Origin of the sequence: Sorangium sp. So ce406 (assembly GCF_051474675.1) — a bacterium.
In the GTDB taxonomy this organism is placed as follows: Bacteria; Myxococcota_A; Polyangia; order Polyangiales; family Polyangiaceae; genus Sorangium; species Sorangium cellulosum_G.
The window spans coordinates 7,777,720-7,804,476 of the sequence record NZ_CP150340.1 but is presented as its reverse complement, the minus strand read 5'-3'; the positions used below and the strand labels follow the sequence as shown (position 1 = coordinate 7,804,476).

The following is a 26,757-nucleotide window of genomic DNA, read 5'->3' as shown; positions in this document are numbered from 1 at the left end:
GAACCTGGAATAACTCCGGCTCGCGGCGTCGTTGTTGCGGGCGCCCGATGAAGCCGCGAACACCGACTCTCGTTCTGGCCGCGGTCCTCTCCGCGGCCTGCTCCAGCCCCTCCAGGCAACCCGCGCCGGACCAGCGGAATGCCGGAGCCGAGGAGACGGCCACCCCGCCGCCGTCTCCTCCACCACCGCCGTCCCCATCACCGCCGTCCCCGAAGCTCCGCGCTGTCGTGCGGACCGGCGGCGCCCTCGCGCGCGCCCCGCAAAACGACGCGCTGTACCTGGCCGATGAGGACCACGCCGTCGTCCGGCGCATCCCGCTGCCGATCGACGTCAGCACGCCGCCGATCGCCGTCGCGGTCCCCGGGCGCCCCGCGCAGGTCCTCGCGCTCGACGGCCGCGTGCTCGTCACGATCCGAGATCCCGGGCTGCTGCTCGTCCTGCGGCCCGATCCGACAGCGGGCCTCGTCGAGGTCGCGCGCGTGCCGCTGCCGGCCGACGCGTGGGGGCTGGCGATCACGCCGGACGAGCGCACCGCCCTCGTCACCAGCGCGTGGACCGGCAAGGTCTCCGCGGTGGATCTGGCCACCACCACGAGGTCATGGTCGATCGACGTCCCGCGCGAGCCCCGCGGCATCGTGATCCGCGAGGACGGCGCGGCCGCGTACATCACCCACCTCACGTCGGCGGCGCTCACCCGGATCGACCTGCGCTCTCCACCCCAGGCGCGGCCTGTCGCGCTCCCCGCGTCGCCCTACCGCGCCCCGCCGGACGCGCCGCGCGCCGCCTCGCTCGGCTACGCGGCCGCGCTCTCCCCGGACGGCCGCCGCCTGTTCGTGGCGCGCCACGCGCTCGGCGCGCTCGGCGATCTGGCGTGGTTCGGCGCCGCCACGGTCGACGTCCTGCAGACCGGCAACGACGAGCCCCTCGCGCCGCGCCGCCGCGAGGGCGCCCCGATCCGGACGGCGCCGGCCTTCGACATCGACATCCTGGGTGACCCGGAGCTCGAAGCCCCGAGGACCGAGCTCGCCCCGTTCGTCCAGCCGCGCGCCCTCGTGGTCCGCGCGAGCACCCGCACGCTGCTCGTCGCCAGCGAGGGCACCGACGCGCTCGTGGAGCTCGACGCGCTCTCGGTCGAGCCGACGCTCCGGCCCCTCCGCACGTACCCGCTCGGCAGCGCGCCGGCGTTCGACAAGGCGACGCCCGGGTCCCTGGAGTTCCTGTCGCGACGGGTCGGCGCGGCGACCCTGTGCGGCGCGCCGAGCGGCGTCGCCCTCTCCAGGGATGAATCCCAGGCCTGGGTGTACTGCCGCTCGACAGACACCCTCGCCATCGTCCGCCTCGACGCGCACGATCCGGAGGTCCCCCACGAGCCGGGGCCCGTGCCGTTCATCCGGCTGGCCGAGCCTCCGCTCTCCGAGCAGGCCGCCATCGGCCGGAAGCTCTTCTACAACGCGACCGACTGGACCACGAGCGGCGGGCTCGGGTGCGCCGGGTGCCACCCCGACGGGCGCGACGACGGCCACGTGTGGCACGAGGTCAGCGGCGACGACTTCGCCAACTTCTTCGGATCGGCCGACAACCGGCCCATGGAAGGGCTCGCGGGCGGCGTGGCGCGCCAGACTCCCATGCTCGCAGGGCGCGTGTCGGCCGAGGGACCTTATGGCTGGAACGCGCAGAGCGAGAGCCTGGCCGCGCGCATCCGGGAGGGCTTCGGCCTTCACCGATGGGGGATGGGCGGCGGCGCGGACGCCGAGCTCGCGCTGCGCGCGAGCCACCTCGCCAGCTTCCTGCGCGACGGGCTCGTGCCTCCGCCCAGGGAGACCCGGCCGCTCACGCCGGAGGAGAAGCACGGCTTCGCGCTCTTCACGAGCGAGGCGGCGCAGTGCTCCCGCTGCCATGTGCCCGAGACCGAGTACACCGATCGGACGGGTTACCCGATGCCGGGCCTCGGCGAGAGGCCCGGGTTTTACCGGGAGAAGAAGGGCACCGTCTACAAGACACCCTCCCTGCGCTTCGTCGCGGGGACTGCGCCCTATTACCACGATGGCTCCGCGAGGACGCTCGAAGAGCTCGTCGAGAAGAACGAGGATCGCATGGGCCGCACCAGCCACATGTCGAGGAAAGACAAGGCGGCGCTCGTCGCCTTCCTGAGGACGTTATGAAGAAGCTCTCGTGGATCGGTACAGTCCTGCTCGGCGCGCTCGCCCCGGCGCAAGCCGCGGAGCCGCCGAGCGCCCAGTCCGTCGAGCCGGACGGCGCCGCCGTCGAGTCTCGGGTAGAGACGGGGGAAGCGCCCCCGGACGGCGGAGGCGGCAAGGAGGCGCCCAAGGTGCGCGCGCTGGAGGAGGCGCCGCCTGCGTCCGAGCGGACGCCGCGCCCCGCGGCGGCGGAGTGGGACGCCGCCGAGCCGGTGCGGCTCGCGAGGGACAGGAGCGGCGCCGCGTGCAAGGCGCGGATGCGGCGCGAGTGGCTGCGCATCGACTGCACGGCGCCCTCGCTGGCCATGGTGAGGACGCTCGGGGCGAGCGCTGGCGAGGCGTGGTTCGGGCTGGACCAGAAAGCGAGCGACGGGCTCGCGACGGGCGTCTCCGTGGTGTTCCCCGTCCGGCTCGGGGATCGGCGGGTGATCGAGATCGGATCGGAGAGCTTCGAATACCGCGGTCAGGTCGGGTTCTCGACCAGCTTCGTGATCTCCGAGCAATGGATCGACGGCGACGCCGGGCCGCTCGTGAGCGTGCTCTGAGGCCCGGCGCATCCGCCGGGCCTTGTCCGCCTGGCGTCGTCCCGGATCGGGGCCTCGCGGTCGGACCTGCTTGCCCGGGCGCGCGCGGCGTGCCTTGATGGCGCGCGTGACGACGGGGTTCTTCGAGGCAGGTGGCTTTCGTTTCCGGCTCGACCGCGAGGGGGCCGAGGTGAGCGGCGGGCCGGCGCGTCCGGTCCAGGCCAGGATCGAGCCCGACGAGGCGGGCCTCGACGGGGACGAGCCGCTGGCGGAGCTCCTGGGCCGCCGGCTGTCGGCGCTGCTCGGCGCGCCGGTCAGCGACGAGGAGGGGATCTTCGACCTGGCGGTCGAGCGCGATGGGGCCGTGGTCGCGGCCGTTCAGCTCTCGTGCGGCGAGGACGACGAGGACGTGCTCGAGCTGCTCGGCGAGCGGGCGCCGTCGCTCCAGGTGCGCGCGCTCGTCGAGGCGCTCGTCGAGGCGCTGCGCGGCCCGGGCTGACCTCGCGCGGCACCGGAGCGCCCGGGCCAAAGGAGGGTCGCCGATTCGGTGGGCAAGGCCGGCCATCCAGCGCCAAGACCGCCTGTCGCGTCCGGACCCGCGCACGCCTTCGGCGTCCGTGGGCTGGTACAGCGTTCGCGAAGTCCGTTCCTGGATCGGCGGTGCACCAACCCAAGCCCTCGTGGCGGGTCGCAGCTCGAGCGTGGCGAGCACGCCCGCGCTCCGTCACGGTTGACGACGCGGTTTTACCGGTTCACCCACGAACACGTGCGGCTCTGAATCCATCCACCCAGGGAAGGAGCGATCTACTCGCGGTGATGGACAAGTTGGCGGAGCGCTATTCCACGTGCGATGTCTACATTATCTGGCACAGCCGCAACGTTCACCACGGCGCCAGGAGAGAGCAGTTCAGCGCGCTGCACGGCCAGCGCTTTCGCTTCGTCAACATGCCTCCGCATGCATAGCGGGCCCATCAGAGCAGCCGAGCTTCGGTGCGGGGCCCATGTCCAAGCCGCACGCCTCCCCTGAGCACGCCACGGCGGTCCCCTGACGGGACCTGCTCGAGCTGCTGATGACGGACTTCCCTTGGACCCTCGCGCCGATCGAGTCGCTCGGTCGGCGGCGGCGTTGCTCCGTCGGGTGTTGTGCGCGCGGGAGATCATGCTCCAGCGACGGCCCATGGGGCCATCCGTCGGCTGCGACAGCCGGCGCCGCCCTTGCCGTGCCCCGCCGCCGTAAGAGCCGAGGCTGCTGCTGCAGCAGCCTCTGCAGGAGGGGTACCGACCGTCGGGAGCGTAGGGGCCGTAGGTCCTTGAGTCCCACCCCTATCGGCCCCGGCTTGTCGCATGCTACGCTGAAGGACGATGGTCGAACGAACGACGCGCTGCCATGACCTTCGAGGGAAGATCGATTTCGGCATCCTGACCATCCGCGAGGATGAGATGGAAGCCGTGCTCCAGCGGTTTCCAGCAGAATTCACGATCTCCTCCGAGCAAGGGCACCGCGAGTACAACCTTGGCGAGGTGGGGATCCCCGGTAGCGCGGAGCGCTACCTCATCGCAACGACTCGATGCCTCGACCCGGGAAACATCGAAGCCCAGGCCACGGCGAGCGACATGCTTCGCGACCTCGCCCCGCAGTGGCTCTTGGTCGTCGGCATCGGCGGCGCGGTGCCCGACGAGGAGTGCGCGCTGGGCGACGTCGTGGTGTCGTCGCGGATCTACGACCTGACAGTGTCAGCCATCTCGCGCGGCCGAAACGAGGAGTTCTCGATCGCGGGCGGCACCATCCACCCGGCGGCCGGGGCAAAGGTGGCCAATCTGCCTGCCATCCGTGATCAGCTCGGCTCATGGCACGATGAAGCGTCGATAGGCCGACCGCGTCCATCGGTCAAGATCGAGTCCGACCGGCTCCTCGGTGACGTGGCCTGGAACAAGAAGGTGATTGCCGCGCTAAGCCCGCTCACGGAGGGCCGGCGTCCGCACCCCGTTGCGAAGGTCGGGCACATCGCGGCCAGTGACACGCTGATCAAGGACATCCACCGGCCGAAACAGTGGCTCAAGGTCGCGCGCAAGATCCAGGCGTTCGAGATGGAATCCGCGGGCGTCTACAGGGCGGCGAAGTCGTGGAGACCCGAGGTTCCCGTCGTCGCGATCCGCGGGCTGAGCGATGTGGTCGGCTTCAAGCGCGAGGGGGAGTGGACGGCGTACGCTTGCCACACCGCCGCGGCGTTCGCGCTCGCTTTCGTGAGGTCGCGCCCCATCGAGCCGCGCTCCTCCGCGGAGTGCGAACGCCATGGCGACGCCGCGCCGCCATCGGCTGGCGGTACGCCCTCCCCCTGACGCGCTCGCCGGTGAGCGCCGGCCCGGCGAGCGAGCGCCCCCCCTCGGCGAGCGAGTCCCGCACCCTGCCTGTCGTCGGGCGTTGCGTGGGGCGTGATGAACTCCTGTCGGAGGTCGTGCTCGAGCTGTCCCAGCCGCGGGTGGCCCCGATAGCGATCCTCGGGCCCGCTGGCATTGGCAAGAGCACCCTCGCGCGAGCCGCGCTGCACGACGGCCGGGTCGTCGCACGGTATGGCGAGCGCCGTTACCTCGCGCGCCTCGACGCCGCGTTGAGCGCGGATGCCGCGCTGAGCGCGATCGCGGACGCGCTGGCCGTCTCGCTGGGGCCCGACCTGTGGAGGGGGATCCACGATGCGCTGCGATCCGCCCCTGCGCTGCTCGTGCTCGACGACGCCGAGAGCCCCTGGGAGCACGACCGCGAGCGGATGGAGACCCTGCTCGGGAAGCTCGCATCCATCTCCGGCTTGGCGCTCGTGGCCTCGATCCGCGGAGCGGAGCGCCCCGGAGGCGTCGCGTGGCGGGACGCGATCCGCGTGAAGCCGCTGGCCGATGCGCCCGCGGTGGACCTGTTCTGCAGCATCGCGGGCGAGGAGCACCGGAACTCGGAGCTTCTCGCCGATCTGCTCGCTGCGCAGGAAGGCGTGCCGCTCGCGATCGCACTGCTCGGACACCTCACGGAAGGCGCGTCCGTCGCGACGGTGAGCGCGATGTGGCAGGAGCAGCGAACGGCGTTGCTCGCGCGCCCTGGGCGTAAGCACAAGCTCACGCATTGGGGAGTGTCGCTGGAGCTGTCGATCCGCTCTCCCCGCATGACCACCAAGGCGCGCCGTCTCCTGCGCCTGCTCGCGGCGCTGCCGGACGGGATCGCCGAGGAGGACCTCGACGCGTTCTTGCCGCGGAAGGGCCGGCGGGCGGCGCAGGTGCTCGGCCAGGTGGGACTGACGCGCTTCGAGGGAGGTCGGGTGCTGATGCTCGCGCCGGTTCGCGAATACGTGCGTGACGAGCACCCAGTCGACGCCGAAGGCCTCGAGAATGCGATCAGGCACTACCGCACTCTCGCGCAGCGGTCCGGGAGTCAGGTGGGCAGTGCCCTGGGGGAGAAGGCGGTGGCGAGGCTGCTGCACGAGATGGCCAATGTTGACATGGCTATACGCAGCTCGCTCTCGGGAACACGGCCACGCCCGATGCGCCTTGCAGCGATCGACGCGGCCATCCGGCTGTCGCAGTTCGCGCAGTTCTCGGGCCGCACGTCCCCATCCCCGCTCGAGGCGGCGCGCAAGGCCGCAAACGCGCTCGGCGACCAGCGTCGCGAGGCCGCCTGCACGATCGCGCTGGCGTACCAGCACCGCCTGTCGAGCCAGCTCGAGGAGGCGGGCAAACTTTTCCGGGTAGGGGCCGCTCTCGCCCGGCAGACGAACGAGGGGATGTGGGAGGGCAACTGCCTGATCGAGCTCGGAAACATTGCAGTGCTCCAGGCGCGCTTCAAGACGGCGATGAGCCAGTACCAGGAGGCGCGGGCGCTGTTCGCGCGGGTCGACCGCAAGGGTCATCCCCCTCAGGTCGGCTACCTGCTCCGCGAGGTGGACGAGGACGACCCCGACGACGAGCAGGTGACCAGCCAGCTCGAGAAGGCCAAGAAGAGTGGAGATGTGCTGGGACAGGCAGAATGCTTCCAGCGGATCGGAAACGCGGCCAAGGGGAAGGCACAGCTCGCCAAGGCGGAGGAGGCATATATGGAAGCGCTCCGTCTTCTCAGGCAATCGGGCTGGCTTCTCGGGGTGGCCAACTGCCTGGTAAAGCTCGCAGAGACGAGATTCGCGCAGAGGCGCCTCGAGCTCGCGAGGGAAGACGCCGGCGCCGCGCTGCTGCTCTACAGTCCGGCGGACCACCTCCCGGGGCAGGCGCGATCGCACCACGTACTCGGCATGATTGCGCGGAGGGTGGGCGAGCACGCGGCGGCGCGGGCCCACTACACGGCGGCGTTGCGGTGCTGGACGGAGATCGGCAATCCGCTGGAGGTTAGCCACCAGCACCGCCACCTTCTGAGGCTCGCGTCGGGGCCGCGGGAGATGCTCCACCACCTCGTGCAGATGTGCGTCACCGTGACGCAGAAGACATCGGACGAGCTCTCGCCATACACCAGGCACATGCTCCGCAAGATGGCGCGCCGCACGGCGCGCACCGTCCTTTGGATCGGTGCGGTGGCGGTCGTCGCCGTGGCGATCGTGCTGCTCGTGCTGCTGCTGCTGCGATGATGAGGGCCACGCGGTACGTGGCATAGTGCTGGTACAGCGTTCCCGGAGTTCGATTCTGGAGCGGCGGTGCACCAGCCCAGGCCCTCGTGACGGCTCGCAGATCGAGCATGGCGAGCACGCGCGAGGCTGACCCGCGGGTTCCCTGCATCAACGTGCTCATCAAGAACGCCTGACTCCAGAATCGCCCGCCTTCCTTGGTGGAGGCGTAGGACCGGTCAGGTCGCCTGGCGCCCGAAGGGGAACGCGGGCACAGACCCCCGACCTCCATTGACCTCTCACGGTTGAGCCTCTCAGCCGCGGGCGACGCCAGGCCGGCTCAGCGCGGGATCAGGTTGCGGCAGCCGCTGCCGCAGTCGTCCCCGTCGAGGTTGTTGCCGTCGTCGCACTCCTCCACGGCCTGCACGACGCCATCGCCGCAGAACTCGCCGAGCCGGCAGTCCGCTCCGCACTCGCCGTAGCCGCCGTCGTTCACGCCGTCGTCGCACTGCTCGCCCAGGCCGACGATGCCGTCGCCGCAGATCGGCGCGCACTCGCTGCGCGCGGTCGCGAACCCCTGCAGCGTGAGCTTGAACGTCGAGGCGGCGGTCTGGCGCTCGGCGTGGAACACGGCGATCTGGTAGACGCTGCCGTCCACGAGGCCGAGGTCGACGTTCCGCGCCGGGATGACCTCGTCGCCTTCCGCGGCGTAGGTCACCCTGCCTGCCCCCGAGGCGTTGATGACGAGGTGCCCGGTCACGGCGCTGTGGATGCCGCCGACGTCGACAGCGAGGCGATCGTTGATGAACACCCACACGTCGTCGTCGCCCGTGAAGTCGAGCACGTACTCCTCGCCCGCCGTGTACTGGAACCAGTAGCGGATCTCGCTCGTGAAGTGGAAGTTGTGATCCGGAGTGCCCTCCTCCTTCAACCAGCTCCCATCCCCGTAGCTCGGGAAGATGTCGGCAGGGACGCGCTCGGCCGCCGGCGTGAACGAATCGCCGTCGACAGGGAAGAACAGCGGGTTCCCGTCGTAGGCGGCCTCCAGGTATCTCGCCCAGTAGACCCCGCCGCGCTCCTCGCAGCCGCGGAACTCGGGGCTGTGGATGTCGCCGCAGGAGGCGGTGTTCTCGGTCGTCGAGGTGCACGGCTCCCCGTCCTCCTCGTTGCCCACGTTGCCGCAATAATGCGCGCTCTCCGGGGACAGCAGGGACCACTGCTCGCCGTCCGCGCCCCACCGGTTCACGAAGCGGCCGTCGCCCGTGTCCCACAGCGTCAGGGTGGTGACCGTGGTGCTGTTGGTGCCGGGCACGTCACGGTACCAGTCGGCGAAGCTCTGCGCGCTGGTGACCAGGCTGTTCGCGGCCGCCATGTACGTCGGCTTCTTCCCGGCGTCGAGCCGGGGCGCGACCATGCCGAACACAGGCGCGCTGCGCCCGGGGCCATTCGGCTGGAAGTCGGGGTGGGCCGCGCGGAAGTCGCGGTACACCGCCGGCACAGCCATCGATCCCGAGGGCTGCGGCACGACGCAGTCATACCCCGGCTCTTCCGTGCACGCCGCCGAGCAGCCGTCGCCGTCGATGTTGTTGCCGTCGTCGCACTCCTCGGCGAGCACGAGGCCGTCCCCGCAGCGGGAGGCGCAGGAGCCCGCGGAGCAATCGGGCTCGGCCTGGCAGCTCGTCGAGCAGCCGTCGAAGGGCAGCGTGTTGCCGTCCTCGCAGCTCTCTGCGCCCTCCCGCGCGCCGTCGCCGCAGGCCGTCGGCGTGCACGCGCTCGGGCTGCCCTCGCATTTGTGGCCGACCTCCACCTTGCACGTCGGCGAGCAGCCGTCGCCCGGGTCGGTATTGGCGTCGTCGCAGAGCTCCGGAAACACCACGGCGCCGTCCCCGCAGCGGGCGATGCGCACGCAGGCAGCTCCCGGCACGGCGCACGACCAGCCCAGCTCGACCGAGAGGCAATCCCCGGGACAGCCGTCCCCGCCCGCGACGTTGCCGTCGTCGCAGGCTTCGTCCGACGTCAGGACTCCATCACCGCAACGGAACGTGGCGCCGTCGTCGCCCACGCCGATGTCGTCCCCGATCCCCGTGGCGCCGCTGCCGGCGCTGCCGGCGCTGCTGGGACCACCCCCGACACCCGGTCGCCCGTCGCCGGGCGTGCCCTCGTTGGACGCAGAGCAGCTCGCCACCAGGGCGAGGCAGCTCGCGATGACGATCGTCGAACCAGGCCGCGAAAAACAAGGACGCATGACCTCCTCCTTCCGGTCGCCCTGGACCTTGCGGGGGGCGTGACGTGGCGACAGTCTCTCACATGGGTGCCCTGCGCTCGAGCGCCTCGTGCGCGCGTCGCCGCCCGCTCGGGCGTGGATTGAAGTCGACCACCTCGCCGCGCGGATAAATCCCGACACAGCGTCGCCTTCCCGCGACAGCGGAAGCTCCGCAGCACGCATCGCGTCGTGGAAGCTCGTTTCTTGTCTCGTGATGGCGAAGAATTCGAATTCCAGAGGCACAGAGTACACAGCGTTGCTTTGTTCTCTCCGATGTGCCCTCTCTCCCCCTGGGGTCCCTTCTCTTCATGAACAGGGATGAGCCTGGGCCTCTTCAACCGGTGTTGCCTCCTCGCGCGCGCGATCCGGAAGCCCCGTGGCCAGCGGCTCTGCGGCGCGACGTGGGCGCATCGTTCTTCGAGCGCGCGAGCGGCAATCCGAGCGGGGCGCGGGGCGGCTTGACAGATTTTGACGAGGCCACGATAATTTCGGCCCCACGACGACTAGGCCGGGGGAACAGGAGGCCGACGTGACCTGGACGATTATCTCGGATAAGAAGTACGAGAAGACGCTCTCGAAATCGGGGCTCATGGGCTCCGAGGAGCGAAAGCTCAACGAATGGCTCGCCCTCGTGCCGAGCAAAGGTCCGTTCGACGCCGCCAGGGAGCTGCACATCGACTGCACGAAGCTCAAGGGCGTGTCGGACGAGTGGCACCTCTACCTGGGGAGCTACCAGCGCCTGTTCTTCACGGTGACGGGGTTCGAGCAGGTCGAGCTGCTGGGCGTCGGGCACACCTGAGGCGCCGCGGGCCTCGCCACCGAGGCCGTTGACGCCGCCGACGCGAAGAGACGGCGACGCGCATCGCGCCCTCCGCTCCCGGCCAGCGCCCGTACCGACCTGGCCACGACGCTGCGTCCGGCTCGATCCCGAGGGGAACAACATCGAGATCGTCCACCACGGCGGGCGAACAGGTCGGCGGACGGTATCGCGATCACGTTCTGACCTGGGCGAGCGCGCCGCCAGGCGCGCATCCACCACCCTTGCGCACCTTGTGATGGATCCGGAGACTCCTGAGCGAGGCACTTCCATCCTTCCTGATTCCAGCTTCGCTCTCCCGGTGCTACGCTGACCGACATGCCCCGGTCTCGGGGGCCAGGAGCGTTGTCGCATCAGCGCGTCAATGAGCCTGGCCACGACGACGGCACGGAGGGTACCGCTCGTGTGGCAAGCATCGGCTTCGGGTGGACGTTCTGACGCTAACCTCCAGAGCGTGGACAGCGCGCGTGCCGTCGCGGCGCGCTCTGACCGCTCCGGCGACGCCGCTCCCGCTTCGTCTGTCGGCGGGCGGGGTGACGCGGCGCAGGACCCGCGGCGCAACCAGCTCGTCGCGGGGCGGTACAAGCTCGTGCGGCTCGTCGGACGCGGCGCCATGGGCGAGGTGTGGCGAGCGCACGACGGGGCGCTGCGGGTCGACGTCGCGCTCAAGCTCCTCGCGGTCCAGCGCGAGGGCCAGGCGGGCACCGCGCTGGAGCGCTTCCGGTTCGAGGCCCAGGTCGCGGCGCAGCTCGCGCAGAAGACGGACCACGTCGTCGCCGTGCGCGACGTCGGCGACGATCCTGCCGTGGGGCCGTACCTCGTCATGGGCTATGTTCGCGGTCGATCCCTGAAGCAGCTCATGCAGGAGCGGGGGCCGATGTCCCCGGCGGAGCTCGCCCCGCTCCTCGGCCAGATCGGAGAGGCCCTCTCGGTCGCGCACGGCCTCGGCATCGTGCACCGCGACATCAAGCCGACGAACGTGCTGCTGGAGGAGGGGCGCGACGGTGAGGTGCGCGCCAGGGTCGCGGACTTCGGCATCGCCAAGTGGATCCGGAAGGAGCTGCCAGCCGACTTCCCCCGTCGAACCGACGCCGGCGTGGTGCTGGGGACGCCGGCGTACCTGAGCCCGGAGCACACATGCGATGGGGACACCGGCCCGCACTCGGACATGTGGGCGCTCGCTGTCGTCTCGTACGAGGCGCTCACGGGCCGGCTGCCCTTCGCGGGCCACACCATGAGCGACGTGATCGCCTCGATCCTGGCCCGGGCGCAATCGCCGCAGCCGGCGCTGTACCCGGAGGCGCTGCCAGTGCTCTCGGCCTGGTTCGAGCGCGCCTTCGCCCTCGATCCGACGGAGCGATTCCCCTCGATCGAGGCCATGGTCGCCGCCTACAAGGCCGCGGTCGGCCCGTCGGGCGCGCCGGCGCGAGCCGAGCCCGCGCGCCGGGGCAAGCTGGGCCTCGCGGCCGGCCTCGTCGTGGCGCTCGGCGTCGTGCTGTCGACCGGCGCGCTGCGGGCGCAGGCCGAGGTCCCCGCCGCGCTGCGGGCGTCGAGCGTCGACGCGCGCGCCGCCGCCGTCGTTCGCGCCGCGCAGGCGCGCATCGCCGCCCAGGCGAGCCCACGCCCAGCCGCGCGATCGGAGGACGCCGCGGCGGTGGGGGCCGCCGTCCCTGCGCCCGAGGAGGCCTCCGACCCCGCGGCCGCGCCGCGCACCCCCTCCGCGCAGGACGCGCGCCCGGCCGACCCCCGCCCGGCGCCGCGGAGCGCCCGCGGCAACCGCGCGACGGGCGCGCGAGGCGTGTCCACCGAGCGCGAGCTGCTCAGGACGCGCCACTGAGGGTCGTCGGCGACGACCTCCCTCGAGGTCGTGTCCAGCGTCGCCCGACGCTGTGCGCTCTCCCGGACACCCCACGAGTCTTTTCCTCGCGGCGAAATCGACCGTGTTCGACATGCTCGCGCGGCGGCCGCGACGGCCGCGGCCGCTGCGGTCGCCCGGCCGGGTGGCGGGGCGCGGATCCCTCTGTTATGTCAGTCCCTGGCACACAAGGAGCGTCGCTGGTGAGCGTCCGCAAGCGTCACAATGTGAAGGTCATCGGCCGGGGTGACGTCGACATGATCTTCGCGCACGGCTATGGCTGTGATCAGAACATGTGGCGCCTGCTCACCGGCGCGTTCGAGGATCGTCACCGCATCATCCTGTACGACCTCGCCGGTTGCGGCGGCTCGGATCTGTCCGCGTACGACCGCGGGAAGTACGACACGCTCGAGGGGCACGCCCGCGACGTGATCGAGATCCTGGGAGAGATCGCGACCGGGCCGGCGGTGTTCGTCGGACACTCGGTCAGCGCGATGATCGGGCTGCTCGCCGGGATCGCGGCGCCGGAGCGCTTCCGCGAGCACATCATGGTCGGACCGTCGCCCTGCTACATCAATGACGGCGACTACTTCGGCGGGTTCACGCGCGACGACATCGATTCGCTCCTCGACGCGCTCGACAGCAATTACCTTGGTTGGGCCAGCGCGATGGCCCCGACCATCATGGGCGCGCCGGATCGGCCCGAGCTCGGCGAGGAGCTGACCAACAGCTTCTGCAGGACAGACCCGGAGATCGCCAAGCACTTCGCGCGCGTGACCTTCCTCTCGGACAACCGGGCCGATCTCCCCAGGCTCACCGCGCGCTCGCTCATCCTGCAGTGCTCCGACGACGTGATCGCTCCGCCCTCCGTGGGCGAATACCTGCACAAGGCGCTGCCGAACAGCACGCTTCGCGTCATCGAGAACATCGGTCACTGTCCTCATCTCAGCGCGCCCGGCGCGATCGTGCAGGCGATGCGAGAGTTCCTCGAGGCGTGAGCCGGGCCGGTCGATGAGCTCCGCCGGGGAAGGCTCAGGCGACGCGCTCGACCTCTACGAGCTGGCCGCGTGCGGCCTGCTCACGACCGCCGCCGACGGGACGATCGAGCGGGTCAATCGTACCATGTGCGCCTGGACGGGGTTCGCCGCGGCCGAGCTCGTCGGCAAGCGGTTCCAGGATCTGCTCACGATCGGCAGCAAGCTGTTCCACTACACCCACTGGATGCCGCTGCTGCAGATGCAGGGCTCGGTCGCCGAGGTGCAGCTCGAGCTCGTGCGCCGCGACGGCCGCGTGCTCCCCATCCTCGTGAACGCCGCCCGCCGCGCGGGCCCGGCCGGGGCCGCCTCGTCCGCTCGGCCGCCGGTCGACGTCGCCGTGTTCATCGCGACGGACCGCCGCAAATACGAGCGAGAGCTGCTGCTCGCGAGGAAGCGGGCGGAGGAGCTCCTCGCGAGCGAGCGGCAGGCGCAGCAGGCGCGGGCGCGCGCGGAGGCCCGGCTGCGGCTCGCGCTCGACTCGGCGCACCTGCGCGTCTGGAGCGTCGACGTGACGACCGGCGCCCGTCACTACGAGCGCGACGTGGCCTCGCTGCTCGGGCTCCCTCCCGCCGACGAGCTGGCCCCCGAGGCGTTCGCCGAGCGCATCCACCCGGACGACCGCGCCGCCGAGGCGGCCGCGTTCGCCGCGGCGATCGATCCGGAGCGCCGCGCGACGTACTCGATCGAGCACCGGCTCCTCGGTCATGACGGCGTCGAGCGGATCGTCCGCTCCACCGGGCGCGCGTTCTTCGACGACGGCGGCAAGCCGGTCCACTTCAGCGGCGTGATCGAGGACGTGACAGACCGCCGGAGGAGCGAGGAGGCGCTCCGGCAGCGCGAGAACGAGTTCCGGACGCTGGCCGAGAACTCGCCCGATGTGATAGCGCGCTTCGACCGGGCGCACCGCTACGTGTACCTGAGCCCCGCCGCCGAGGGGCTCATCGGGAGGCCCGTGGAGGACCTCCTCGGAGAGCGGGTCGGCCGGGGCGGGCTGGGGGACGCGGACGCGGCCGCCTGGAACGCGGCGATCGACGAGGCGTTCGCGGGTCGCCATGGCACGCTCGCGTTCTCCTACGAGGCGCGGGACGGCCGCCTGCGCGAGTTCCAGGCGCACGTCGTCCCCGAGCGCAACAGCCGCGGAGAGATCGCCACGGTCCTCGGGCTCACGCGCGACGTGACCGCCCTGCGCCAGCAGCAGCGCGAGGCGCAGCAGCGCGCGATCCTGGCAGAGCAGCTCATCGGGATCGTCAGCCACGATCTCCGCAATCCGCTGAACGCGGTCCTCCTGGGAACACAGCTGCTCGGGGACGCCGACGCCGAGCTCCAGGGCGTGATCGCCGGCCGGATCACGGCCGCCGCCGACCGCGCCATCAGGCTCATCGGGGACCTGCTCGACTTCACGCAAGCGAGGCTCGGCGGCGGCCTGCGCGTGCAGCGCCGCGAGATCGATCTGCACCTGTTCGCGGCCGGCTTCCTCGACGAGCTGAGGCTCGCGTGGCCGGGCCGTCGGGTCGAGCACCGACGCACGGGGGACGGCCTGGGGTCCGCCGATCCGGATCGCCTCGCGCAGATCCTCACCAACCTGGTGAACAACGCGCTGACGTACGGCACCCCGGACGAGCCGGTCACGGTGACGACGGTCGTGGCCCGGGACGCGCTCGAGGTCCGGGTGCACAACACGGGGCGGCCCATCCCGCAGGAGCTCCAGGCGCGGATCTTCGAGCCGATGCAGCGGGGAGCGGCGCAGGTGGGGCCGGGCGCGCGCAGCGTCGGGCTCGGCCTCTACATCGTGCGCGAGATCGCGAGCGCGCACGGCGGCCGGGTGAGCGTCCGCTCGACGGAGCGCGAGGGGACCACGTTCACCGTGGTGCTCCCGCGCGCCCAGGCAGCAGCGCGCGCATCGCAGGGGTGACGACGTCGGCGATCGCGCGGCGCCAGGCGTCCGCCATCTCCTCGCCCGGCGCGGCGGCGGCTCAGCAGCTCGGGGGATGCGCCGGCGCGTGGCTGTCGAGCGCGCGCACGTCATCGACCGTATCGACGTCGATCGCCCCGCCCGCCCAGTCGATCGCCGCGACGCTCTCGGCGCGCAGCAGCCGGCCGGCGCCCTGGTCTCCTTCGAGGCGCGACAGGGCGTCCCAGCGCGATCGGTCGAACACCGCCGGCGCGCCCACGACGCCGCTGAACCGCGACGCGGCGATCGGCGCGCCCGCGAGCCACGCATTCCGCAGGGCGGTGAGGTGCTCGACCGTGATCAGCGGCTGATCCGCGAGCGCGATCAGGAGCGCGTCGGCCTTCGAAGCCTCCGCCCACCGGACCGCGGCGCGGATCGAGGAGGCGATGCCCTCCTCCCAGCCGTCGTTCGCGACGAGCGCGACGCCCAGATCGCCGAGCGCGGGCGCGACCGCGCCGGCGTGGGCGCCGAGCACGACGCACACCGGCCCGGAGCGCGCCTCGATGCACGCCGTCGCCACGCGCCGGACCAGCGGCGCCCCGTCGAACTCGACGAGCTGCTTGGGGCGCCCGAGGCGGCGCGAGCCGCCCGCGGCGAGCACGGCCATCGCCAGGCCCGCGTGCAGCGGTCGCGCGCGGTCGCGGAGCTTCCCCCCCTGCGCCCGGCGCGCGACGGCCTGGAGCTCGCCCACGACCGAGAGCGCGATCTGCTCGGGCGTCTCGGCGCCGAGATCGAGCCCGATCGGCGCGTGGATCCGCGGATCGTCGCCGGGGCCGCGGCCGAGCTCGGCGAGCAGATCGCGCGTGCGGCGCGCGGGCCCGAGCACGCCGATGTAGCGGGCGCGCGACGCGAGGGCGGCCGCGAGCGCGTCGCGATCCGGCGTGCGCTGGTGGTGCATGATCACGACGTACGGCTCGGCCGCCGCGTCGATGAGCGCGCGGAGGCGATCCGTCGCGCCGCCGGTCGACAGCACGCGATCCGCGGCGGCGAACCGGGATCCCTGGCGGATGACGGGGCCGGCCACCGTGACCCGGAATCCCACCGACTTCGCGAGCGTGACGAGGGGGACCGCGTCGTGGCCGCCCCCGAGCACGAAGAGCTGCGGCGACGGCGCGATCTTCTCGACGAGCACGGTGATCCCGGCCGCGTCGAGCTCCACGACCCCCGCCGGCCCCCGCGCCGCGCGCTCGATCGCGGCGCGCGCGGCCGGATCGGTCACGGGGCGCGCGAGCGCGCACGGCGGGCCGAAGGCGAGGCGCGCGCCGACCGGGACCGCGGACGCCGTCGAGCGGATCACCGTGACCAGCGTGCCCGTGGTCTCCTCGGCGAAGCAGGCGCCGGCGAACGCGAGCGCGTCGTGGGTCGCTCCGGCCTCGACGCGCTCGAGCAGGACGTCGACGACGCCGTTGCAGCCGAGCCCCACGCCCCACGGCTCCCCGTCCTCGGTGGTCGAGTCGTAGGTGACCACCACGGCGCCGTCACGGCACCGGTGCTCTCCGCGGAGCATCACGTCGCCCTCGAGGCAACCGCCGCTCACGCACCCCGACAGCCATCGATCGCCGGCGACAAGCATCCGCGCGCCGGGGCGGCGGTACGACGACCCGGACACCCGCACGACGGTCGCGAGCAGAAACGGGGACCGGTCCGCCACCAACTTCGTCGCTTCCCGCACGATCCGCTCGAGCTCGTTCATCCGCGCGGCATCATCATCCTTTCGCGACGCTCCCGCCAGGACGTTCATCGTCGCTGGACGCCGCGCGGCGCCCTCACGCGTCGCGGCCCGCGTGGAGTCCCCGGGATGTAACGGGACGATGTCAGGCGCTGACCGATGTTGAAGAAACAATAAGAAGGGATGACGTCGCTTGACGGCGCGCCAGCGCAAAAGTATGGCCTGGACGGCCATGAAACTCCATATCAACGGCGCTGTTCGCGAGGTCGATGCCGCACCGGACATGCCTCTGCTCTGGGTGATCCGGGATCTGCTGGGATTGACCGGCACCAAGTATGGCTGTGGCATGGCCCAGTGCGGCGCCTGCACGGTCCACATCGACGGCAAGCCCGCGCGCTCCTGTGTCCTGCCGGTGTCGAGCGTCGGGGCGCGCAAGGTGACGACGATCGAGGGCCTGTCTGCCGACGGGTCGCACGCGGTGCAACAGGCGTGGGCGCAGGCCGACGTGGTGCAGTGTGGGTACTGCCAGTCCGGGCAGATCATGACCGCGGTCGCCCTGCTCGAGCAGAAGCCGGATCCGACAGACGCCGACATCGACGCTGCGCTGTCCGGAAACGTGTGTCGGTGCGGGACGTATGGTCGTGTTCGTGAGGCGGTGATCCTCGCGTCGCGGCTCAAGCGAGGTGGCAAGTGACCGTCTCCCGGCGTGACTTCTTGCAGGTGACCACGGCCTCCGCCGCGGGGCTCCTGCTCAGCTTCTACGTGCCGGAGGGGGTCCGCGCCGCGCCGAAGGCGGCGCAGCCCGCCCCGCTGTCGCCGAACGCGTTCGTGCGCATCGGCACGGACGACTCGGTGACCGTGGTGCTCGCGCACTCCGAGATGGGCCAGGGCATCTGGACCGGGCTCGCGATGCTGATCGCCGAGGAGCTCGAGTGCGACTGGTCGAAGGTGCGGTCGGAGCACGCGCCGGCCGCGCCGGTGTACGGCCATCCGGTGATGCACTTCCAGATGACCGGCGGGTCGATGACCACGAACAGCGAGTTCGATCGGTATCGCACCGTCGGCGCGATGGCGAAGGACATGCTGGTGCGCGCGGCGGCCGCCCGGTGGAAGGTCGCGCCCGCGGCGTGCGTCGCCGCGAAGGGGGTCGTCACCCACGGCAAGAATCAGCTCACCTACGGCCAGCTCGCCGAGGACGCGATGAAGCTGACCCCGCCGGCGAAGGTGAAGCTGAAGGAGCCGAAGGACTGGAAGCTGATCGGCACCCCCGTGCGCCGCCTCGACACGCCGGAGAAGATCTCGGGCAAGGCGCAGTTCGGGATCGACGTGCAGTTCCCCGGGCTGCGCACCGCCGTGGTGCTCCGCCCGCCGGCGTTCGGCGCGAAGCTCGTGAAGTTCGACCCGGCGGACGCCCTCAAGGTGCCCGGCGTCGAGAAGGTCGTCCCCACCGCGAACGGCGTCGCCGTCGTCGCCGCGCATTTCTGGGCCGCCAAGCTCGGGCGCGACGCGCTCCGCGCCGAGTGGACGAAGCCCGAGGGCGGCGGGGTCGACACCGGCAAGCTGCTCGACGAGTTCCGCGCGCAGTCGCGCAAGCTCGGCGCGATCTCGACCCAGGTCGGCAAGGTCGAGGACGCCCTGGCCGCGGCCAGGTCGCGGCTCGTGGCGGAGTACGACGTGCCCTACCTCGCGCACGCGCCGATGGAGCCGCTCAACTGCACGGTGAAGATCGACGGCGACCGCTGCGAGATCTGGACCGGCACGCAGTTCCAGAGCGGCGACCAGATGGCCGCGGCGAAGATCCTCGGCACGGCGCCCGAGAAGGTCCAGATCCACACGCCGTTCCTCGGCGGCGGCTTCGGGCGGCGCGCCAGCAGCACGAACGATTTCGTCGCGGAGGCCGTGACGGTGGCGAAGGCCGCCGGCGTGCCGGTCAAGGTCGTGTGGACGCGCGAGGACGACCTGCGCGGCGGCTTCTACCGCCCTGCCTTCGTCCACCGGATGCAGGTCGGCGTCGACGCGCGCGGCCTGCCCGTGGCGTGGGATCACGTGGCCGTGGGCCAGTCGATCGTCGCCGGCACGCCGCTCGAGCCGTTCATCGTCAAGAACGGCATCGACCACACCTCGGTGGAGGGGATCGCCGAGTCGCCCTACGTCGCGAGGACGCCGGCGCTCCGCGTCTCGCTGCACTCGCCGAAGACGCCTGTCCCCGTGCTGTGGTGGCGCTCGGTCGGCAACACGCACACCGCCTTCGCGGTGGAGAGCATGGTCGACGAGCTGGCCCACGCCGCCGGGCAGGATCCGCTCGCGTACCGCCTCGAGCTGCTCAAGGACAAGCCGCGGCACGCGAACGCGCTGAAGCTCGCCGCCGAGAAGGCGGGCTGGGGCACCGCGCTCCCGGCGGGGCGGGCGCGCGGGCTCGCGATGCACGAGTCGTTCGGCTCGATCGTCGCCGAGGTCGCCGAGGTCTCGATCGAGAAGGGGCGAATCCACGTCCACCAGGTCACCTGCACCGTCGATTGCGGCACCGCGGTGAACCCGCTCGGCATCGACGCGCAGGTCCAGAGCAGCGTCGCCTTCGGCCTCACGGCGGCGCTCTACGGCAAGCTGAACCTGGTCGAGGGGCAGGTCCAGGAGAGCAACTTCCACGACTATCCGATGCTCAGGATGTTCGAGATGCCGCGCGTCGCCGTGCACATCATCCAGAGCGAGGCGAAGATGGGCGGCATCGGGGAGCCTGCCACCGCGCCGATCGCGCCCGCCGTGGCGAACGCGGTGTTCGTGTTGACCAAGCAGCGGCTGCGCTCTCTGCCGTTCCGTCTCGCCTAGGTGCCGACCCTATGATCCGATCTTCTCTCGTGCTCGCCTTTCTCCTCGCCTCGTGCGGGGGGCAGACGCCCGGGGCCTCGCAGGCCCCCGCGCCGTCGCCGGCCGACCGCCAGGCCGGCCTCGCTGCGTTCGAGACCGTGCGCGGCGTCCTCCAGCACCCTCGCTGTCAGAACTGCCACCCAGCCGGCGACGTGCCGCTGCAGGGCGACGAGGGCCGCCTGCACAACCAGCTCGTGCTCCGCGGCCCCACGGGCCACGGCATGGCCGGCGCCGAGTGCACGACGTGCCACGGCCCGACGAACCCGCCGAACAGCTTCGGCATGCACGTGCCGCCGGGCGTCTCGAAGGGCTGGCACATGCCGCCCCCCGAGATGAAGATGGTCTTCGTCGGCGTCGCCCCGCGCGCGCTGTGCGAGCAGATCAAGGACCCGGCGCGCAATGGTGGCAAGGACATGGCGGCGCTGCGCGTCCACCTCGAGGACCCGCTCGTGACCTGGGGCTGGAACCCCGGCGCCGGCCGCACGCCCATCCCGACGCCGTATCCCGAGTTCGTGGCCGCCTGGGAGACCTGGGCCCGCGCCGGCGCGCCCTGCCCGGGCGGGTGACCGACCTCCCTCCAGGGACGCCACGACGGGACGCTGATGTCGGCGCCGATCGCGGGCGGCACGCCGGCGCCGATCGCCACCGGCCAGGGCCGGATCACCGGCATCGCGGTCGACGAGAGCGGGATCTACTGGGCCGACGGGTAGCGAGGAGGACATCATGCGACGATCGCTGGATCTGATGGTGTGTCTGTCGGTGGCCGTCGTGCTCGGGGCCTGCGCCGACGACGAGGGCGGGGCGGCGACGGGCACGGGCGGCAGCGGGGCGACGAGCGCCTCGGGGAGCGGCTCGGGCACGGGCGGCGCGACCCCGGGATCTCCCGCGCACGAGGGCGGCGGCCCGGCCGCGGGCAACCCCGACGGCGCGTGCGCCGTGCCGGCCGAGGCGCGGGCCGTCGACACCTCGTCTCCGACGACCGTGATCGGCGACGGCACACCCGAGAGCTGCACCTCGGCGGCGGTCGTCGCCGCCGTCGCGGGCGGCGGCGTCATCACGTTCGATTGCGGCCCCGACCCGATCACCATCACGCTCGAGGAGACCGCGAAGATCTTCAACGACACCGGCCCCGAGATCGTGATCGACGGCGGCGGGCTCGTGACCCTGAGCGGCGGCGGTCAGCGGCGCATCCTCTACATGAACACGTGCGACGAGGCGCAGGTCTGGACGACGCCGAACTGCGACAACCAGGATCACCCGCGCCTGACGGTCCAGAACCTCACCTTCATCGAGGGCGACTCGACCGATGAGGACGACGAGGGCGGCGGCGCCATCTTCGCGCAGGGCGGGCGCCTCAAGGTCGTCAACTCCCGCTTCTTCAACAACGCGTGCGATCCGACCGGCCCCGACGTCGGGGGCGCCGGGATCCGGGCCTTCATGCAGTACAACGGGCTACCGCTCCACGTGGTGAACAGCACCTTCGGCGGCGCCGAGGGGTACGGGAACGCGTGCGCGAACGGCGGCGGGATCAGCAGCATCGGCGTCTCCTGGACGGTGATCAACAGCCTGTTCTCCCACAACCGCGCGCTCGGCAACGGCGGCAACCCCGCCGAGGCGGGCACGCCGGGCGGCGGCAGCGGCGGGGCCATCTACAACGACGGCAACACGATGACGCTCACGCTCTGCGGGACGCGGATCGAGCGGAACGAGGTGAACGCCCACGGGAGCGCGATCTTCTTCGTGAGCAACGACCACTCGGGGAACATCGTGATCGATCGATCGGTGATCACCGGGAATCTCGGCGGCTCGTGGTACCCGACATACCCGCAGATCTCGAACCACGACGACACGCCCATCACCGTGACGGACTCGACAATCCAGTGAGCGCGGGAGGGCAGCGCCTCACAAGGAGCTCGTCATCGCCGGATCCCGCGGCGATAGGGGCCCGTCTCGAGAGATGACCACGAGGGCACGGCCCGCAGCGCGCTACGAGCGCGCCGGTTGACGCCTCGCGCCACCTCGATGTAATGGCGCTTCATGGTTCGACCCTTGCTTGCCGCGGCTTTGCCGCTCCTGGCCCTCGCGTGCGCCCCGGCCTCGCCGCCGCCCGCCGCGCCGGCGGCGCCCGTCGCGGCGGCGCCCGCGCCGGCCGCCTCTGCGGCGTTGCCCGACGCGCGCGAGCAGCAGGCGCTGGGAGAGCAGCTCGCCGCTGCCTTCTGCGATACATGGAACCGGCACGACATGGATGCGTTCGCCGCGCTGCAGGCCGAGGACGCGGACTTCGTGAACATCTTCGGGATGTGGTGGCACGGGCGGCCGGAGATCCGGAAGAACCATGTCGGCATTCACGAGACCGTCTTTCGCCAGAGCCGCCTCACCAGCGTGCGTGTCGAGACGCGCTTCGTCGCGCCGGAGATCGCGGTGGTCCGCTGGGCCTGGGAGCTGACGGGCGTCGTCACCCCCGATGGCAAGCCCGTGCCCGACATGCAGGGTATCCTGGTGCACGTCGCGCGGCGCGAGGGGGATCGGCTCCGGATCGTGACGACGCAGAACACGCAGGCCACCGCCGACGCCTTCCGCGCGGTGCGCAGCATGGGTGCGCCGGCCAGCCCGGCGCCGTAGTCGCTCGCCGGTCGCGCCTCGCGCGGCGCTCGACGGCCCGACCCGGACGGGCGTCGCGGGCTCTGGCAGGTACGGGCCGCCCAGGGCGAGGAGCCCATCGTGCGCCCTGCGGCGGCAGGCGCGAGGGGGGGCCGCCTGGCTTTCGCGGGACGCATGCTCCGGTCGATGTCGTTGCGCAGGCGTCCAGGGTGCTCACGGCCCTGCGCCGCGCGATCCACGACGTCGCGCAAGCATCAACTCCAGGATAGAGAGCGAGTCCGAGCGTCCTCTTTTCGTGTGCTGGTTCGACGTTCAGGGTGATATAAGACAAGCTACTTCCGCGCTCTCGCGAGGGGCTCCGCGCGGGAAGCGCGCTTGTCGATGGGTGCAGATCGGAACGCCGACCGGGGCGGGTCAAAGCCTGGGTCGGGCGGATCTGCGTCACTATCATCCTGGGGAGACGTCATGAACAACACGGACATCGAAAATCCTTTCGGTGGTGTGCTGACGCGGCTTGGTCCCGTATCGGCCGCGTTCTCGGACCTCAATTCACTCGTCTCTGGCCGCCTCCACTCGACGGCATGGAAGGTGTCGGCGTGGGTGCGCGCTCCGCGCGTCCTCCAGCTCCACGAGCACGCGGGCCATTCCGGGCACGGACGACGCTACTGGGTGAATCACGACGCGCTGTGCGCCGACGGCGGGTACCTGGAGCGCCCCTGGACGTGCCCGCCGGGCGTCTCGAGCGTGATCCTCGGGCTCGATGGAGTGCAGCTCCCTCCCGGCGTGTCGTCGTCGCCGGACTTCGCGCTCCAGCTGCTCGACAGCACCAGGACGAACGTCCTCCACACGACGTCGTTCACGCCCACGAGCGCGATCGCCCACGTGGCCACGCCGGCGATCGCGGTGACCCCGGGCGTGCAGTACTGGACGCGCCTCGCCGTGTGCTTTGCTGGACAGGCGACGTTTCTCTGCGACCGGATCCGGGTCCGCCCGGTCGCTACGTCGGGGATCTTCGCCGCCCCGTTCGTGCGGATCGACGCGCATCCCAGCCTGCTGCACGACTCGAACGAGGTCCGCCACGAGGATCCGGCCTTGTGGCCAAACCCTCGCTTCGCGATGCACACGTCGTTCGCGAGCATGCGCTTCCGCACGTCCGCCACGATGCTGGCTGTCGAGATCTACGACACAGCGAACCGAGGGCTCGGTGACCGGGGGAGGCCTTCCGTGTTCGTGGACAGCGAGCCGCTCGACCCTCCGCTGCCGGTCACGAGAGATCGGGTGAGCTATCACGAGATCCGGATCCCGTCCGGGCGCCGCGCCGACCGCGAGGTGGTGGCTCACGCCGGCCCCCAGCTCTACACGTCCCACCCCCCGCCCACGAGAGAGCATCGGGGCGTGTACCTGTCTGCCCTGTACGTGCCGGCCGACGCACGGCTCGACGTCCTGCGACCGCCGGCGGCGCGCCCTGACATCCTGTTCGGCGACTCGAAGGGGACAGGGTACTACTCCTCCCATGTCGGGAGCAACTCGATGCACTTCCAGCTCCACGAGCGCGGCCTCTCGCTCATCACGTACGCGGCCGGCGGGTGGTACCTTGCCGCGAAGACAGGCACCGGGCTGACCGTGGCGGCGTGCAAGCCGCTGGCCCGCGAGCTCGTCAGGCACCATCCGGCGCGGCTATGGCTCCAGATCGGCCGGAACGACCTCGCCGGCCAGACCCTGGGTACGATCCAGAACCTGGCGACGCAGCTCGGCAACCTCTGCGACGCCTGCCACGAGCTGCTGCCCGATCTCACGATCATCGTCCCGACGATCACGCGCGAGGTGAACGAGCCCGACGTCGCGGGCGGCTCATGGAACGACTTCCGGGCGCTCCAGCGCGCTCTCGTGACGGGGAGGGACTACGTCAGGATCCAGGACTGGGCCTCCGCGTGGACAAGGGCCGAGGCGGCGCAGTTCACGGCCGACGGCGTGCACCCGAACGACCGCGCGCAGGAGCATTGCGTCGCGCTGGCGATGGGCGAGCTTCACCCGTACTCGCCAAGGCGGATAAGCTCCCTCGTCGGGTGGTGGGAAGCCGACGCGGGCCTCGGCGGTGGTGAGATGTCCAGCGTGACCGCGACGGGCAACACCCCGCCCGCGGTGACCATCTCGGGGACGGCCACGCGCGCCTTCCGTCTGCGCGTCGAGGTGACGACCGCGGGCGTGCCGCCGAACTCCCGGCTGCGGTGGTCCATCGACGAGGGTCGGTACTGGGAAGAGATCGATGTCCCGCTCGGCGCGAGCGTGCCGCTCCCCGGGACCGGTCTCACGCTGACGATGCCGACGGGCATCGCCTACGCGAACAACGTCGTCTACACGTGGAACGTCCGCCCCGCGAGCTGGGCCGACCTCTCGGGCAACGGGAACCACCTGGGGGTCGAATCGGCCGCGTACGCCGGTCGGTACGACGCTGTCGCGTTCAGCGATCAGCCTGGAGTGCTCTGGGCACCCCAGCAGGGAATGCGCCTGCTGGGGCTCAACCTCACGGCGCCCTACGCCGTGGCGGTTGTCGCGACGCTCGGGTCGATGACGCCCTCCCGCGCGCTCGTGGGGCGGCAATCCGCTGGAGACGGCGTTCTCCTGTACTCGACGAGCTCGACGAGGATGTCGCTGGCCGACGGGACGTTTCAGCTCGACGCGAATGGCGTCGTCGCGACGGCGCCGCACGTCTACGTCGCTGTCGTCGACGGGGCGAACAGCCGGCTTTACGTCGACGGCGTGGCGGCGGTCACCGGTACCCTGAGCAACGCCCCGCTCACCGGGATATGGTTCGGGCTCGATCGCGTCGACGGGTGGGCGTCGGACGGCCGTCACCTCGCCGCCGCGCTGTTCGGTGGTCGGCCGTCCGATGACGAGATCGCCTGTCTCACCGCGCGGTGGCGCCAGAAGTACAGGTTCTAGCGACAGGCGCGGCCGGCCGCCGCGGCGGCGTCCTCAGTCGACGCTGACGGCGGTCACGGCGGTCCAGTCGTTGCGGCCGTCGGCCGAGACGAAGTGGAAGCGGAGCGCGTCCTCGTGGCGGGCCGTCGAGACGATGGCCGCGCACGCGCCGACGAAATCGTCGCCGCGGCAGGTGTCGCGCAGATCGCCGCCGTCGTCGAGCACGCCGACCCGGACGGGCGTCGCGGGCTCTCGCAGGTACGGGGCGGCGATGAGCTCGGCCGGGGTCGACGGGGAGGGGACGCCCGCCTCGAGGTCCCAGAGGCGAAGGTGCTTTGCGTCGGCGAGGTGGGCATAGAGCCGCTCGACCTCCTTGCCGGTGTCCTCCTCGACGGCGAGGGCGAGGAGGAGGATACGGTCGCCCTCGCGGCCGCGCGCGCGGGCCTTGAACGCGACGGGCGCGCGCAGGGTGACCACCGTGGGGAAGCGGCCCTGCGGCGCGCTGAAACGGACGAGGGTGCGGCCTAGGGGGCGAGGGGGCGTGAGGCCGGCCGGGGCGCTCGGATCCGCGGGGAAGAGGAGGTATGCGGCGAGGAGGAGCACAGGCTCGGGCGCGCCGCGGAGGAGACCGTCGTGGCCGGAGGCGATCTCCAGGCCGGTGAGGTCGAGGCGAAGGCGGAAGGCGCGCACGCGCCTCGCGGCCGGCGCGGCGGAGGCGGGCGGCGCGGCGGAGGCGGGCGGCGCGGCGGACGCGCCGCCCTTGCGGGATTTGCCTTTGCGCTTTCGGGCCATCGAGGGGGCAGAGAGATACCATGATCGTCAGCGGATCGACGGCGGCTCGAGCAGCGGCGCGCGATCCGGCCCGGCGAAGGGCTTGCGCTCGCGCGCAACCGCTGCGAGCGCGCGGGCCGGTCACGCCCCGAGCCGCGGTGACGAGGGCACCGCGACCGCCGGGCTCGTCCAGTGGTCCGCGTCTTGCAAACCCTCTGGGGCATCACGGACGCCAAGCGCCGGCGGAGGCCTCATGAGCACTTCCACTCTTCGCATCCAGGACTGCATGACCAGGAGCCCGCACTCGATCGGCGCCGATCAGAAGGTCGGCCTCGCTCGTTCGCTCATGCGCGGTCACCGCGTCCGGCACCTGCCGGTGCTGCGCGGCGGCCGGCTGGTCGGCATGATCTCCGAGCGGGACATCTACTGGATAGAGACGCTCAAGGAGGAGGAGGGAGATGACCTCCTCGTCAGCGAGGCCATGTCGCCGAGCCCGTACGCCGTCGCGCCGGACGCGCCGCTCTCCGAGGTGGTCCGCGAGATGGCCGAGCACAAGTACGGCTCGGCGGTGGTGCTGAAGGGCGAGCACGTCGTCGGCGTCTTCACGACGACCGATGCGCTGGCCGTGCTGGCGGCGCTGCTCACCGGGCAAGAGACCGCCTAGCGGTTTCGAGGCCGATGTCCTGCTGACGACGCTTCCCCGGATGCTGCCA

The 26,757-nt window shown here is 71.6% G+C and carries 20 protein-coding genes; 17 read left to right on the top strand and 3 right to left on the bottom strand.

Annotation, left to right across the window (positions count from 1 at the left end):
* Positions 1-227: 227 nt before the first annotated feature.
* From WME96_RS28920 to WME96_RS28895, 6 genes are all read left to right on the top strand, one after another.
* Complete coding sequence (locus tag WME96_RS28920) at positions 228-2,162, top strand: hypothetical protein (protein ID WP_437284817.1); 1,935 nt, start codon at positions 228-230, stop codon at positions 2,160-2,162.
* A complete protein-coding gene (locus WME96_RS28915) occupies positions 2,159-2,743 on the top strand; it encodes a hypothetical protein (protein ID WP_437284816.1) in 585 nt (194 codons plus the stop codon). Before WME96_RS28920 ends, WME96_RS28915 begins: the two co-directional genes overlap by 4 nt.
* 106 nt (positions 2,744-2,849) lie before the next feature.
* The gene (locus WME96_RS28910) at positions 2,850-3,221 is read left to right on the top strand and encodes a hypothetical protein (RefSeq protein ID WP_437284815.1); all 372 of its coding nucleotides are present in this window, start codon (positions 2,850-2,852) and stop codon (positions 3,219-3,221) included.
* A 314-nt stretch (positions 3,222-3,535) separates the two neighbouring features.
* Entirely contained in the window at positions 3,536-3,685 is a 150-nt protein-coding gene (locus tag WME96_RS28905) for a hypothetical protein (RefSeq protein WP_437284814.1), read from the top strand.
* A gap of 399 nt (positions 3,686-4,084) precedes the next feature.
* The gene (locus tag WME96_RS28900; RefSeq protein WP_437284813.1) at positions 4,085-5,062 is read left to right on the top strand and encodes a phosphorylase family protein; all 978 of its coding nucleotides are present in this window, start codon (positions 4,085-4,087) and stop codon (positions 5,060-5,062) included.
* Positions 5,063-5,178: 116 nt separating this feature from the next.
* Positions 5,179-7,317: a tetratricopeptide repeat protein gene (locus tag WME96_RS28895; RefSeq protein WP_437284812.1), complete on the top strand. Its 2,139-nt coding sequence runs from the start codon at positions 5,179-5,181 to the stop codon at positions 7,315-7,317.
* A gap of 316 nt (positions 7,318-7,633) precedes the next feature.
* Here WME96_RS28895 and WME96_RS28890 read toward each other — a convergent pair whose 3' ends face one another.
* On the bottom strand, positions 7,634-9,538 hold the full coding sequence (locus tag WME96_RS28890) for a DUF4215 domain-containing protein (protein WP_437284811.1): 1,905 nt from the start codon (positions 9,536-9,538) through the stop codon (positions 7,634-7,636).
* Positions 9,539-10,085: 547 nt separating this feature from the next.
* Here WME96_RS28890 and WME96_RS28885 point away from each other — a divergent pair.
* The 4 genes from WME96_RS28885 to WME96_RS28870 all read left to right on the top strand — a co-directional run bounded on the left by WME96_RS28885 (position 10,086) and on the right by WME96_RS28870 (position 15,177).
* Positions 10,086-10,355: a hypothetical protein gene (locus WME96_RS28885; protein ID WP_433927297.1), complete on the top strand. Its 270-nt coding sequence runs from the start codon at positions 10,086-10,088 to the stop codon at positions 10,353-10,355.
* A gap of 472 nt (positions 10,356-10,827) precedes the next feature.
* Positions 10,828-12,210 carry a protein kinase domain-containing protein gene (locus tag WME96_RS28880; RefSeq protein WP_437284810.1) on the top strand — a complete coding sequence of 461 codons (1,383 nt, stop codon included), beginning with the start codon at positions 10,828-10,830 and terminating at the stop codon, positions 12,208-12,210.
* A gap of 221 nt (positions 12,211-12,431) precedes the next feature.
* Positions 12,432-13,226, top strand: coding sequence for an alpha/beta fold hydrolase (locus WME96_RS28875; RefSeq protein ID WP_437284809.1), 795 nt, complete (start codon positions 12,432-12,434; stop codon positions 13,224-13,226).
* 13 nt (positions 13,227-13,239) lie between these two features.
* On the top strand, positions 13,240-15,177 hold the full coding sequence (locus WME96_RS28870) for a PAS domain-containing sensor histidine kinase (RefSeq protein WP_437284808.1): 1,938 nt from the start codon (positions 13,240-13,242) through the stop codon (positions 15,175-15,177).
* Positions 15,178-15,238: 61 nt separating this feature from the next.
* On the opposite strand, the gene WME96_RS28865 is transcribed toward WME96_RS28870, so the two are convergent.
* Positions 15,239-16,909, bottom strand: a complete 1,671-nt coding sequence (locus WME96_RS28865; RefSeq protein ID WP_437284807.1) for an NTP transferase domain-containing protein — start codon at positions 16,907-16,909, stop codon at positions 15,239-15,241.
* A 208-nt stretch (positions 16,910-17,117) separates the two neighbouring features.
* Between WME96_RS28865 and WME96_RS28860 the strand changes: the two genes are divergently transcribed.
* From WME96_RS28860 to WME96_RS28835, 6 genes are all read left to right on the top strand, one after another.
* Positions 17,118-17,579 carry a (2Fe-2S)-binding protein gene (locus tag WME96_RS28860; RefSeq protein ID WP_437292373.1) on the top strand — a complete coding sequence of 154 codons (462 nt, stop codon included), beginning with the start codon at positions 17,118-17,120 and terminating at the stop codon, positions 17,577-17,579.
* On the top strand, positions 17,576-19,711 hold the full coding sequence (locus WME96_RS28855) for a molybdopterin cofactor-binding domain-containing protein (RefSeq protein ID WP_437284806.1): 2,136 nt from the start codon (positions 17,576-17,578) through the stop codon (positions 19,709-19,711). The genes WME96_RS28860 and WME96_RS28855 overlap by 4 nt, the downstream gene beginning before the upstream one ends.
* Before the next feature lie 11 nt (positions 19,712-19,722).
* Positions 19,723-20,316, top strand: coding sequence for a hypothetical protein (locus WME96_RS28850; RefSeq protein WP_437284805.1), 594 nt, complete (start codon positions 19,723-19,725; stop codon positions 20,314-20,316).
* Positions 20,317-20,473: 157 nt separating this feature from the next.
* A complete protein-coding gene (locus WME96_RS28845) occupies positions 20,474-21,634 on the top strand; it encodes a hypothetical protein (RefSeq protein ID WP_437284804.1) in 1,161 nt (386 codons plus the stop codon).
* A gap of 153 nt (positions 21,635-21,787) precedes the next feature.
* A complete protein-coding gene (locus WME96_RS28840; RefSeq protein ID WP_437284803.1) occupies positions 21,788-22,372 on the top strand; it encodes an SgcJ/EcaC family oxidoreductase in 585 nt (194 codons plus the stop codon).
* 444 nt (positions 22,373-22,816) lie between these two features.
* Entirely contained in the window at positions 22,817-25,294 is a 2,478-nt protein-coding gene (locus WME96_RS28835) for an SGNH/GDSL hydrolase family protein (protein WP_437284802.1), read from the top strand.
* A gap of 33 nt (positions 25,295-25,327) precedes the next feature.
* On the opposite strand, the gene WME96_RS28830 is transcribed toward WME96_RS28835, so the two are convergent.
* On the bottom strand, positions 25,328-26,065 hold the full coding sequence (locus tag WME96_RS28830; RefSeq protein WP_437284801.1) for a hypothetical protein: 738 nt from the start codon (positions 26,063-26,065) through the stop codon (positions 25,328-25,330).
* A gap of 232 nt (positions 26,066-26,297) precedes the next feature.
* On the opposite strand from WME96_RS28830, the gene WME96_RS28825 reads away from it, so the two are divergent.
* A complete protein-coding gene (locus WME96_RS28825) occupies positions 26,298-26,708 on the top strand; it encodes a CBS domain-containing protein (RefSeq protein WP_437284800.1) in 411 nt (136 codons plus the stop codon).
* The last annotated feature ends 49 nt before the right edge of the window (positions 26,709-26,757 follow it).